A 12,877-nucleotide genomic window follows, 5' to 3' on the forward strand; every position below is an offset into this window, starting at 1 on the left:
ACCGCCTATTTAAAGTGTTCGTAGTTGATCTAACAAGTTCGATGTCAATTCATCCAAAGAAGAGATTCTCACATGTGCTTCATATTTTTCTTCCTTTTCAACATCTTTATGATTTCCCTGCATGATTCTTACCGTGCGGAATCCAAGAGCCTTAATCCCAATAAAATCTTTTGCCGGATTATCACCTATGTAAACAATCTCTTCCGGCTTGACTTCCTCCCACTTAGCGATTTTTTCAAAGCAGTAGGGGGATGGTTTGGCATGCTTGATCCCATAGCGGTGAGTAACAAAGCAAAACTGGATTCGTTCGTAAAGACACAAGGCTCTCAACTTGTTATGCTGAACCATCTTATTTCCGTCCGTCACAATGTACACGGGATAATCTTTAAAGCGTTCCAAACATCTTTCCGCGGCAGGATCCAATGTGATTTCTGGTGTGTGTGTGCGATAGGCTTGTACACATTGATGGACATGTTTCTTAGAGTAGCCGTTGAAATGGCGCAACATTTCGTCGAAAATATGTCCTCGACCCTGTCCAAGTGCTTTCCACATAAGATCAAAGGCTTCTTTTGAATTGATTCCAAGCTGCTGCTCTACAAAGTCAGCAACAGCAAGAAAACCACTACGGACATAAGTTAATTCTTCATAGAGCGTGTCGTCGAGATCAAAAACAAGGACTTTCATGGTGCGCCCCTTCTCACAAAGTTCGTTGCAAAATTTCTTCCCAGTTCCATGTAACTCGTGCAATATCTTCTTCGAGCAACTCGCTTCCCATTTGAATTTCCATGAACACAAGATCGCTGATCGCCTTCAAAGCATGACCTATCCCCATAGGGATATCAACGATATCACCAGCCCTTATTTGTTTGAAACTTTGGTCTAATACAAATTCACCTTCCCCCGAGAGAACGGTCCAAACTTCTCTTCGACGGTTGTGGAACTGATAAGATAAATTATTTCCTTGCTTCAAATGGATGCGTCTCGTTAATGTTTCCATTTTCCCATCCACAATAGAATGATCCAGGATACGATACGAACCCCATGAGGTCTCCTCATACATCGGTTGTTGCTGGAAATCGCTAACCATCTCTTTAAGTCGGGGGCTTGCTAGCTTGTCTGATACCAGAATACCATCTGGACTCGCAGCTATCACAACGTTCGAAATACCTAGGACAACGATAGGGATATCGAGCTCATTAATCAGATGAGTGTTATGTGAATCATGGCTGATTCTACCTTTACCAACAAGGGTATCCTTCATTTCGTCAGTAAGCGTGTTCCAAGTACCAAGGTCTCTCCAATAGCCATCGTATGGAAGTACTGCTATACGAGAGGCTTTCTCGACAACCGCGTAATCAAAGCTGATTTTCGGCATTTCGGAGAAACCTAGAAGCAGTTCTGAATAATCGAGAGGAAGGCCTTGAGCCTTAAGGATATCCAAGATATAGCCCAAACGAAAAGCGAAGACGCCGCAATTCCATAGCGCATTTCTTAAGATCAGCTCTTCCGCATTATCTTCTGTTGGTTTCTCTACAAATTTCTCAACATGAAACCAAGAATCATCGCTCATCTGTTCCCGCGGGAGAATATATCCATATTTCGTAGAAGGATATGTGGGCTTCACACCTATTAACGATATTTCTGAGCCACTTTCTTGCAGTACATTACTTAGCGCCCCCATCTGTTGGAAGAAACGTTCCTCGACATAGGGATCCACTGGAAGAATACATATAGTCTCATCCTCGGAAACCCCCTGCTCAGTAAACAGATAAACACACGCCAAAGCAATGGCAGGCAACGTATCCCTACGTTCTGGCTCTACAATCAAAGGCACTTCTTTACCTAATTGGCTATGAAGCATTTGCACCTGTGCTTTACTAGTGGATATATAGGTATCATGGCTTAAGCCATTACTGTCAATTTGTCTCCATACTCGCTGCACCATGGATTCCATCGAGCCCTCTTTATTGGATAGCACTTTCAGAAATTGCTTGGATCTAGCGTCATTAGACAAAGGCCACAACCGTTTGCCAGATCCACCTGATAGTAAGACAAGCTTCATAGCATTGTTCCTTTCATCTGCCTACTTATTATGCGAAGTAGTAGCTACAAGCGAGGTCATAGCCGTTTCGTATTTCTTTACGGTGCTCTCAAATGAGAAAGAGTGTTGAAGTGTACGCGATCCTTGTTTTACTAAAATGCTTCTCCGTTCAGCAGGCATGTTAATAACGGCAATCGCTTGTTCAGCAATGCTTTCGATTTGTCCAGGTTGGAAAGTTCCAAGACAGTCCTTGTCCAGAATATCTTCTATATCTTTCATTCCCTCAACCGAGGAGAAAATGGTAGGAACCTCCATCGTCGCTGCTTCTACAATTGCCATTCCCAAGCCCTCACTATAGGAGGGGAATATGAATAAATCTGTTGCTGCCACGATCTCGTGAGGATCTTTCACCCATCCCATGAACTTTACATGATCTCTTAACTGATGTGCATCCAGCGCCTGGTCGATTTGCATTTGATATTCCTCGTTACGGCATTCTCCAATTAACAAAAGATAAGCATGTTGAACTTGTTCTCGTATGGCTTTCATCGCATGAATCAAATCGAGCTGCCCTTTTCTTTCCGTAATTTCTGCCAAATTGGATATCAACACCGCTTCAGACGGGAGGTTCAACTCTTGTAAAAGACGGGAACGATAGCTTTGCTTATTTGCCAAATAGGGGGTTGGATTGATGAGTAACCCTGGATAAATAACGTCATGTTCGGTATGGAGGCCGAAAGTTCTGCCAAATCTCATATATTCAAGAGAATCAAAAAACACCTTATCACATTGATTAAATGCCCATGTATCAGCTGTGTTCATCCAAGCAGGACGATCCTTACTCCAGCTATGAAACGTGGCAATGATGGGTATATTAGCCTTACAGGACACTTTGGCTGTATAGGCAGCCATCGCAGGTACACCTGCATGAGCATGAATCACATCAAATTGCTCTTGCTGGATAAGCGTTGTCAGCTTCTCTACTTCACTCCAAAAAATATTCGGTTCACGTTTAAAAAAATTCAATGTATGATGAGCAATTTGGCTGTTAGCTAAATCACTTAATAGTTCTTCCCAATCTACTAATTGCTCAACATGACCACTTGAAATCACTTGTACATCATGTCCGTGACTTTTAAACATCTGAGACAAACGAGTAGTAAAAACCCCTGCGCCCCCTCTTAAAAAAGTGGTCATTTCTAAGATTTTCATGATTTTATCTCCAATCTTCCCTTCCAATACTCAACCATCTCTTCTAACGTTTGTTCTAATGATATTTGCGGCTCCCACCCTGTTGCAAGGCGAAGCTTGTGATAGTTGCCGAACAGAATTGATGCGTCCTGCTTTCTATGATGCTCTTCAGAGGATTGAATCCGTAGGGGCTGTCCAATTATTCGGCTTAAAGTATCTATAATAATACCAATTTCATATGCCTTGCCGCTACAAATGTTATAAGCTTCTTCTGAGGTGCCTTGACGTAAAAGCAGATGATAGGCCCTTACGACATCTCTAACATCTGTGAAATCCCTTGCTGCCGCCAGATTACCAGCTTCAAGCCAAGTATCGGTACGATTTAAAGCAACTTCAGCAGCATATTTAGCTAACTTAGCGCATACATAAGCCGTAGTTTGTCTAGGACCCGTGTGATTAAAAGGGCGCGCGATCACAATAGGCAGGTTCTCTGCTTGATAAGCTATTGCTGCAGCTTTACTAGCCGCATAATGATTATATGGACGAATCTCTGTACGCTCTGAGATTGGCATTTGATTATTCAATACTTGTCCATATACACCCGATGTACTAACGACTAATATCCGAGCGCTCGGTCTAATTTCTTTAACTGCTTGCAACAAATTCACTGTTCCAACAAAGTTATTACTGTAATAGTCCGTAGGTAATTGCCCGGTAGTAACTGCAAGACCAGCTAAATGATAGATTTCATCCGGTTGGAAACTTTGGATCACTGTTCGAATTTCTGACTCCTTGCACAAATCCACTTTGAACCAGGTCACTTTGCCCGATTCCGAATTAAGAATAGCTGACTGATTCGACATGGAAGCAACCTGATAGCCTAAATTAAGCAAATATTCAATGAGATAAGAGCCTGCGAAGCCGCTGCCGCCTGTGATTAGTGCTCTCATTCGTTCCTCTTCAAATCGGCTTCTACCATAATAGTAACTAATTCTTGGTACTTTGTAGAGGGTCCCCAATTCAAGTTGGTTTTTGCCTTTTCAGGGTTTCCTATTAACAGCTCAACTTCCGTTGGGCGGAAAAATGTTTCATCAATGACAACATGGTCTTCCCAACAAAGACCTGCTGCCGAGAACGCCGCTTCAACAAATTCCTTGACAGAATGCGTCTCATTCGTTGCAATGACATAGTCTTCTGGCGTTTGTTGTTGAAGCATTAGCCACATAGCTTCTACATATTCTGCAGCATAACCCCAATCACGCTTAGCATCCAAGTTGCCTAAACGGAGCTGCTTTTGCTGCCCCTTTTTAATTCTAGCAACAGCTTTAGTAATTTTCCTTGTAACAAATTCTTCTCCACGCAATGGAGATTCATGGTTAAACAAAATACCCGAGCAAGCAAACATATCATAGGACTCTCGATAATTAACTGTCATCCAATGTGCTTATAACTTTGCCGCGGCGTATGGGCTTCTTGGGTAGAAAGGTGTCGTTTCTATCTGCGGTACCGCTTGCACTTTCCCAAACATTTCACTTGTGGAGGCTTGATAAAACTTAATCGATGGATTCACAATCCGAATAGCTTCCAGTATTCTTGCCGCACCAACACCTGTGATGTCTGCTGTCGCCAAAGGCTCCTCGAACGAGACTCCCACAAAACTCTGAGCAGCTAAATTATATACCTCATCTGGAATAATTTTCATTAAAACACGAATAATATTGCTTGTGTCTAATAAGTCCATATCTATAATTTCTACTTCTTCACGGATACCCAGATATTCGAGTCTCCATAGATTCAATGTACTTGTCCTACGGACTGCACCGTAGACTTTATATCCTTTGGATAGTAATAACTCCGCTAGGTATGCACCGTCTTGTCCTGTAATTCCTGTCACTAAAGCTTTATTAGTCATATAATCGCTACCTTCCACTTGTTAGCGTTCTAAAATTAATCATAATTCATTATCGACAATAAAACGACGTATTATGATATTTTCCAACAAAAAAAGATGAGAGCAGGGGCTCTCATTGTGAATTTCGAAGCTTATAAAATAAATTACGGTTGTAAAATAGATTGAAACAATTCGTGCGTTCTCGTAGCAGCATCCTTGTAAGTGAATAACTTCGCTCTAGAATGTCCTAAAGCAATTAACTCTTGGCGTTTGGTTGGACTCAAAACAACACTTATAATAGCTTCTGCAATTGACTCAGCTTCGTAAGGGTTACAATATACTACAGCATCTCCCCCAACTTCTGGTAAAGAGGAGTTGAATGATGTGACAACCGGCACTCCACATGCCATAGCTTCCAATATCGGTAAGCCAAATCCCTCAAATAAAGAAGGATACACAAAAACTTCTGCATTACGGTATAAAGCAGGAAGTTCTTCATCTGGGGCAAACCCCGTCATAATGATATCTTCTTTGAATTCAAATTGTTGCAATTCTTGTAGGAGCTTCTGATAATCCCAACCTAATCCACCCACTAGAACTAGCGCCATTTTTTCCTTCGTCCGCTTTCGCACCAATTCATATGCGGCTAAAGTTCTTGACAAGTTTTTTCTAGGTTCAATCGTACACACGGATAAAATATACGGCATATTAATCTTATATTTATTTAATATAGCAGTATCCTGGCCAGTATTACTTATAACTTTCTCGAAAATGGGATCTATCCCAGGATAAATGACAGAAATTTTCTCATCCTCAACATTAAAAAATTCCATTATATCATTTTTTGTAGCTTGCGAAATCGCTATGACATGATCAACTGTCTTAATTGAACTTCTTATATAGCGATCAAAGAGAGTATTATTCACAAATAACTCGGGAAATCTCAACTGAATTACATCAAGTACTGTAAGAACGCCTTTGAAAGCTCTACGCTCAGGTATTGGAAAAAAAGGGGAGTATAATAAATCAAGATCGTGCATTTGACCATTAAGCGCTAACAACTTATTGGCATATTCTACGCTGCTATGAGGTATATCGATTTGAATTTGTTTGGATTTATGAAACAATCCTTCTTCATAAAACTCCCCTAAGGAATAATATGAATCTACGTCTTTTTTAACAAGCTCTCTTACTAAGTTATAGGTGTATCTTCCTGTACCTGTGCGATTTACATCATCTAACACACGCAAATCTATCCCAATCCGAGTCAATGTATCACCTACTCTCTATATTCTCCCAATGCCACTCCGACATTGCTTTCATCAATTTCAAACTTTTGATATGTAAATTAGGATTATCAATTCTTAAAAGCTCCCAGTAACTATTAAAAACATAGAGTTCTTTTTCTGTTATAGAAGACATGATTTCCAGCACGTTTTCATAATCGATCCCATACCTATTATTATAAAGTAAGCCAAATCGGTCAATTGATTTGCTCTTAATATATTGTAGCTTGTCTTTTAGATACTCGACATCGTAACTTCCCGTATGCGTATATTCGATTATCTCACAATCTTCACCACATATTTTAATAACATCTTCTTTGTCTCTTGAATGCGTTAGAATATATAGGAAAATATCAGGATTTACTTCTTTAATACTTTTTATAAACTTTGAAAACATCTTTGGACTTGCGGATCTTATGATAAAAGCAGTGCGGTCTTGTGAGAAAACTTGCAAATTATCTGTGGTAGGCTTTATTTGTTCGTAAATTGCGGTAAATAGACTCTTCATTGCTATATCCGTATCCATCACTATCCCCCAATTATGTTACTAAAATAAGCTATTACAAACCTTTTTTTAATTTAAAATAACTTCAACAAAATCAGTCGTTTCCACATATCCGCGAGTATTTAAAGAGGCTCTAATTTCTTTAGAATAGGAAGAGCCAATTACTATAAATGCTCTTTTTGATAATTCACAGTTACTCTCCAGTACCACTTCTGGACTAAGTATTTTCTTATCTAACAACCGCTTTTCCCACTTCAGCGAGTTAGAATCAATAAAACCTTCAATTTCAATTTTGCGTTGCATCATCAATTCCGCTACTCTTTGTCCAGCACTTCCGCCACCCCAAACATATATAGGCCTACCTTGGGACAAGCTTTGTATGTGATTGCCTTGCAATAAAGTATTAATATCTTCCCTCAAAATTCCTTCATCAACATAATTTAATACAATACTTTCAATTAACGCTATTTGTTGTTCTAGACTAACTACAGAAAGGGGGGGGAGATATTCTTTAATGATTAGATTTTTCCATTCCTCATTTTGATGAGTCAATATATCTATAAAATTACGAATAAGTTGATCTTTTGAATTATGATCTATACGGGAAAACTTAATGACTTCAATTAAATCCCTTGCAAGATTACTATAAGGAGTTTTTATTTCAGAAACGGTTGGTTTATCATAATTCATTAAAAATTCTTCAAAACTCTTATTTGATGTTCTATAGTAAAAAAGCGGCTCATTTACTTTGACAATATCACCACGCAGCATGATTTCTAATGTAAAAGATACGTCTGCACCAAAACGAGATAAGTCAACTTTGCGATCTTTGATTGTTTCTAATCTATATAACCCATATGTATCATACCATCCAAAATTATTAAAAATGTGGTCAGCGCTTTGTAAGATCGTTTTTCCCACTGTCTCTGGTGTAATATATGTTGTTGTTGAACATTTACCATCTTCATCTATGAAAATAAGGTCACTTAGACAAAGAAGAGCATCAGGTGACTCCTCTAATTTTTGAACACACTTAGCAATAAATGTTTTATCAAAAAGATCATCATGCGCTGCCCACATGAAATATTTCCCCTTTGATAAATCAAAGACCCTCTGGAAATTATAAGCAATTCCTTTGTTTACTTCTTCTTTTGAGTATTTAATTCTACTATCTTGGGCAACAAAATTCATACAAATATCACCAGTTGCATCGGTTGAGGCATTGTCTGAAATTATTATTTCAATATTTCTATACTCCTGAGACAGCAGTGATTCTAATGCCAATTGTAAATACTTTTCTCCGTTATACACAGGCAATCCAACGCTAATTAGTGGACAATTTGCATAACTGTTCATATTCCAACCACCTAGCTTAGATATTTAAATTAAAGTACCTTGCTAAACTTTCATCACGAGTGACCGCCTTCGAGCTGGCAACGTGTACACGTCTCGTCAGGTTGTAAGATTTATGGGTCCTGTTCTGCAACGTTACAGAACCAAGGCTCCGGAGGCATTCATTGTCGTTCGCGTCTTGCGTAACCCAGCCAGTTCGATACAAAGCAGGCATTTCTAGTTGAATACAATCGTCATCATCTTTTATATCCGCACAGTGTTTTCGATCAAATATTTACTAATAATATTATTAGAAATTAAATCATAATAATCACTTCTTGGTGATCCAGAGACAGATAATTTAAAAAGTTCTATGTACATTGTTATGTTACTCGATCCTTTTACTTCATATTTATTTCCCATTCTGAATACTATCTGCATTAGATATAAAAACAACTCAATAATACATTTATTAATAGACTTATTATCATCAAGGTATGCGAAATGAGTATTAAATAAGCCTATGGCGATTTTTTTCCTTTCTGATTCAGAATAGGAATAAGAAAATACTTGATCAGCTAATTGATATAATAAATTAATCTCTTGCACGTATGAGTTGGAATTTTCTATAGTTTCTATTTTATTTGGTGGATTAACTTTACATAGATACTGGTAGGGATAAAACTCTTCATTATAGACACCAGTTAAATATTCGTAAAAATCCTTATCTTGCCTAACAGCATATAACCCGTTCTTATTAAGATCATTTATTAAAGTCTCCGAGGTATCCCACCTTACATGTGGGGCTGTCAAATCGTCTCTAGCACGTAACCTTGCGTGTCTAATAAACAAATCACTATCATCCGTAAATTCTTTATAATTTTCATAAATTAACACATTACGACAAGTATCAACCGTAAATTCCCTAAGACTCTTTGCATTATACGAATACACATAAATAAAGGCATCTTCGTTCATTAAACACTGTTTGATTTTCCCAATAAAGGTATCAAATTCTTTTATGCAAGGCAATATTCCATATAACCAAATAAAATCTGCTTGGAGATTTAATTCTTCTTCAAGAATATTCCCATGAATAATTTCAATATTTTTGATATTCAAATTTATACAATAATCATTGAAGCGTCTAACGTTATCTGAAGAAGCATCAACTGATATAACCCTTTTAGCCCCTGCTCTTAAGAATGCAAGAGACCAATTTCCCCGACCGAATGCATAATCTATTACCACTTTATCTTGAATCAGTTCTCCACAAATCTCTACTATATAATCTGCACATGATTGAATCCATTTCTCGTGTAACTTTTCATTGATAAACATACTGTTTGCATACTCATTTATTCTATCTACACTCACGTTTGTACCTCCACTTTCAAAAGTCAATGATTTATTTTATTAATAAGATTTCCCCTATGAGTAAAGCATCAATATTTGTACTCAAGAAGCATCTAATAGCATCCTCAGGAGTTTCTACAATCGGTTCTCCTGCTACATTAAAAGATGTATTCAACAATACGGGGACTCCACTGATTTTATAAAACGATTCAACTAAATCATAAAAAGCACCGTTTCGTTCCTTGGTCAATGTTTGTACGCGTGCTGTACCATCCACATGTGTAACTGCAGGTATCACTTGTCTTTTGTCTTCGTTTACATTCGGAACCAGCAACATATACGGACTTTGTCTGTCAAGATCAAAGTAATCACAAGTAAACTCCTCAAGTATTGCTGGAGCAAAGGGTCTGAACGACTCTCTATGTTTAACCCTTTCATTAAGAACATCTTTATTTTCTTCAATTGTAGGATTCATTAAAATTGAACGGTTACCTAATGCTCTAGGTCCCATTTCAGATCTGCCATAGTGACGTGCAATTATTTTATTGTCGATCAGCATTTCAGTTAATTTTTCTATCGCATTCCTTTCGTAAATACTAAAACCTGTAAATGAACTAATAGCTTTATTAATATCTTCTACACTATATTCTGGTCCCATATAAGGATTTATTGTACTGTAACTTTTAGGTCTCCCTTTAGCAATATGGTACCCATATAAAGCACATCCTAATGGGATACCTGTGTCTGAACACGCTGGATTTATAAATATGTCATTAAACAAACCACTTTTTAGAACCTTATCATTTGACACAGAGTTTAACGCTACCCCACCTGATAAACAAAGGAAATCTGATTTCGTTTTTTCTTTTGCATACTTTGCCAAATGAAGGAAGGCGGCTTCACATTCTTCTTGGACCTCATAAGCCGCTGTTGCCACATCGTCCCAACCGCTAATTTCCTTGTCATATTCGGCAGTTAAAGTATACGTACCCTCACTAACAACATTAGAATAGTCCGTGACAACTCCAACAAACTCTTTAGGAAAATTAAATATTCTTTTGTTGTTATCCCGACCATATGGTGCTAAGCCCATTGTCTTTCCTTCTTGCATTTTGCCAAAACCTATTTTTTGAGAAACAGTAGAATACAATAGCCCTATTCCCACCTTGTCGGTTGAGTCCAATAAATTAATTTGATTATCCTTAGTGGAAGCATAGAAAAGACTTTGAGTTTCTTTCATAGTCCCTCTACCATCAACAATTAATACCGCCGCCTCATCAAATGATGAGGAAAAAAAAGTAGAACAAGCATGGGCGAGATGATGATTAATTATTTTTATTTTCTCTTCATTTATGTCTTTAAAAAAATCATTTACAATTACTTCTCTTGTTTTATTATCTTTTCTCCAGTCAATATCTTCAATATGATCCATAACAATTAAATCAATCTCATCCTTTGAGTTAATGTTTAATTGCTTCATACATGCAAGAATGGATTTTATCGGAAATACCCTGGAGTCCTTTTCCCTGTTTAATCTTTCTTCACTGATAAACGCAAATTGCACTTCATTGTCTACTTCTTTTATGATCGCAGCACCTGTATTGTGCCAAGGATCTTTATGAATACCAAGAATAATCAATATACTCCACTCCCGCTGTTAAAATACTTTACTCATGCTTTAATTTAATCTTTTTAAATAAGCACTCGGCCAGTAGGTTACTCTCTCTTTAATGTTACCTTCATTAAATGGAAATACAGGCTCTTCTAATACAAAGCGGAGATCTCTTTCAACAAACTTCTCTGCTGCGGCTTTAGGATTATTCCATACCCAATCTTCCTCAGAACGCGGGGCTCCTACTAGTGAGCTCATTATTCCATCACATACAACTGCATAGGAGTTTACGGAAACCAAACTTGAATATGCTTCTAGTTCTTTTGTAACATGATCTTTTGTATGATTAGAATCTAAAATGAGTAGTACCGTTTCTCCTTTATCAACCAAGGAATGTACTTCCTGAACGATTGTAGAATCTACTGAATTCCCTTCAATCAGCGTTATATATTCGAACATCTGATGTTCCTCAATTGCTTTGCGATTATGGGGTCTTATTTCCACATCAATTCCAACTACTCTACCCTTGCCAATTGCTTTGCATAATCCAGCATAGAAGATGCAAGAACCACCATGTGCTACACCTGTTTCTATAATGACATCAGGTTTTATCGAGTAGATAAGTTCTTGAATCCGAATCATATCTTCTGGCAGCTGAATGATAGGTCTTCCTAACCACGAAAAGCCATATACATATTTATTATCCCAGCCACTACGCAACCACGTTTGGGAGATATAAGAGAAAGCTTCCGATGAGCCGATATCGTATGCCTTTTTACCCGTTTCATTTTCAACTAAAACTTTCCCTTGCTCTGTATCAATTGTTATGATCATGTAATCAATCCCCTTACTTTGGAAATATAACTGTTTGTTAAAGTCTCTATAGTATTATCTAAATTTGTCGGAGAATACAAAAACTCATTTTGAAGTCTTTGAATATCAATACTTATATCGATTCGAGTGACAGGGTCATGAGCTACTTCTACTAAGCAGCCAGTAACCTGTTTTATTTTATTTATAATGAATACATTAGTAGTGTTTATTCCACTGGCAACGTTATATATTCGATGTTTTCCGCCGATTGATATTTCAGGCAAAAGCTTAACTACATCCTGAATATCAATATAATCTTTTTCGGACTCCATTGTTGTATTTAATAAAATATATTTTTTTTCAACAGCGTCTTTTATTAGAGAATTAATAAAATTATTCGAGTTAAAGTCATTACCTATCACATTAGAAATTCTAGCGACTCGAACTGTGGGGCTTTGTTTAGAGAAGCAGATAGATTCACCCATCAATTTAGATATGTTATAAAGATCACTTGGATTTAATGGATTAACTACTAAATCCGCTTGTTCACATGTCCGTTTTTGACCGCTATATATCCGTGTAGATGATAGGTAGAGGAAAGAATCAAAGCTACATTCACTTAAAATTTCCTTTAATAAACAAACATGTGCCTCTACAGTGTCAAAAGGACGTTCCCTAAAATCTGCCGTTAAACCAATACAATAAATAACATGTCCTAAGTGTCTACTATATATCGATAAATCGTCTCTCCCAGGAGCGGTATAATTCATTTGATGCTTCTTCAAATAATTAACGAGGTGAGAACCCACAAAGCCACCAGCGCCCAAGACTGTAAAATGATTCATTATTC

11 protein-coding genes and 1 pseudogene are annotated in these 12,877 nt (G+C 37.6%); all 12 read right to left on the minus strand.

The genetic code is table 11. The features are described 5' to 3' along the window. Nucleotides 1-9: 9 nt before the first annotated feature. The 12 genes and pseudogenes from GC096_RS22190 to GC096_RS22245 all read right to left on the minus strand — a co-directional run bounded on the left by GC096_RS22190 (nt 10) and on the right by GC096_RS22245 (nt 12,872). The gene (locus GC096_RS22190; protein ID WP_171633274.1) at nt 10-684 is read right to left on the minus strand and encodes an HAD family hydrolase; all 675 of its coding nucleotides are present in this window, start codon (nt 682-684) and stop codon (nt 10-12) included. A 13-nt stretch (nt 685-697) separates the two neighbouring features. After that, entirely contained in the window at nt 698-2,062 is a 1,365-nt protein-coding gene (locus tag GC096_RS22195; protein ID WP_171633275.1) for a sugar phosphate nucleotidyltransferase, read from the minus strand. 21 nt (nt 2,063-2,083) lie between these two features. Further along, on the minus strand, nt 2,084-3,253 hold the full coding sequence (locus tag GC096_RS22200; RefSeq protein ID WP_171633277.1) for a glycosyltransferase: 1,170 nt from the start codon (nt 3,251-3,253) through the stop codon (nt 2,084-2,086). Beyond that, complete coding sequence (locus GC096_RS22205) at nt 3,250-4,182, minus strand: GDP-mannose 4,6-dehydratase (RefSeq protein ID WP_171633278.1); 933 nt, start codon at nt 4,180-4,182, stop codon at nt 3,250-3,252. The genes GC096_RS22200 and GC096_RS22205 overlap by 4 nt, the downstream gene beginning before the upstream one ends. Then, a pseudogene (gene gmd, locus GC096_RS22210) lies at nt 4,179-5,144 on the minus strand (GDP-mannose 4,6-dehydratase). The gene GC096_RS22205 and the pseudogene gmd overlap by 4 nt, the downstream one beginning before the upstream one ends. 143 nt (nt 5,145-5,287) lie before the next feature. Continuing rightward, the gene (locus tag GC096_RS22215; RefSeq protein WP_171633283.1) at nt 5,288-6,367 is read right to left on the minus strand and encodes a glycosyltransferase family 4 protein; all 1,080 of its coding nucleotides are present in this window, start codon (nt 6,365-6,367) and stop codon (nt 5,288-5,290) included. 31 nt (nt 6,368-6,398) lie between these two features. Continuing rightward, nucleotides 6,399-6,935, minus strand: a complete 537-nt coding sequence (locus GC096_RS22220; RefSeq protein WP_171633285.1) for a hypothetical protein — start codon at nt 6,933-6,935, stop codon at nt 6,399-6,401. Between the two features lie 48 nt (nt 6,936-6,983). Then, the gene (locus GC096_RS22225) at nt 6,984-8,270 is read right to left on the minus strand and encodes a glycosyltransferase family 2 protein (protein WP_171633286.1); all 1,287 of its coding nucleotides are present in this window, start codon (nt 8,268-8,270) and stop codon (nt 6,984-6,986) included. A 240-nt stretch (nt 8,271-8,510) separates the two neighbouring features. Beyond that, a complete protein-coding gene (locus tag GC096_RS22230; protein ID WP_171633288.1) occupies nt 8,511-9,623 on the minus strand; it encodes a class I SAM-dependent methyltransferase in 1,113 nt (370 codons plus the stop codon). A gap of 31 nt (nt 9,624-9,654) precedes the next feature. After that, entirely contained in the window at nt 9,655-11,241 is a 1,587-nt protein-coding gene (locus tag GC096_RS22235; RefSeq protein WP_171633289.1) for a carbamoyltransferase family protein, read from the minus strand. Between the two features lie 39 nt (nt 11,242-11,280). Next, complete coding sequence (locus GC096_RS22240; protein WP_171633291.1) at nt 11,281-12,048, minus strand: cephalosporin hydroxylase family protein; 768 nt, start codon at nt 12,046-12,048, stop codon at nt 11,281-11,283. Beyond that, complete coding sequence (locus GC096_RS22245; protein WP_171633293.1) at nt 12,045-12,872, minus strand: NAD-dependent epimerase/dehydratase family protein; 828 nt, start codon at nt 12,870-12,872, stop codon at nt 12,045-12,047. The genes GC096_RS22240 and GC096_RS22245 overlap by 4 nt, the downstream gene beginning before the upstream one ends. Between the last annotated feature and the right edge of the window lie 5 nt (nt 12,873-12,877).

The sequence above is a fragment of the Paenibacillus plantarum genome (assembly GCF_013141695.1).
GTDB classification, from domain to species: Bacteria; Bacillota; Bacilli; order Paenibacillales; family NBRC-103111; genus Paenibacillus_E; species Paenibacillus_E plantarum.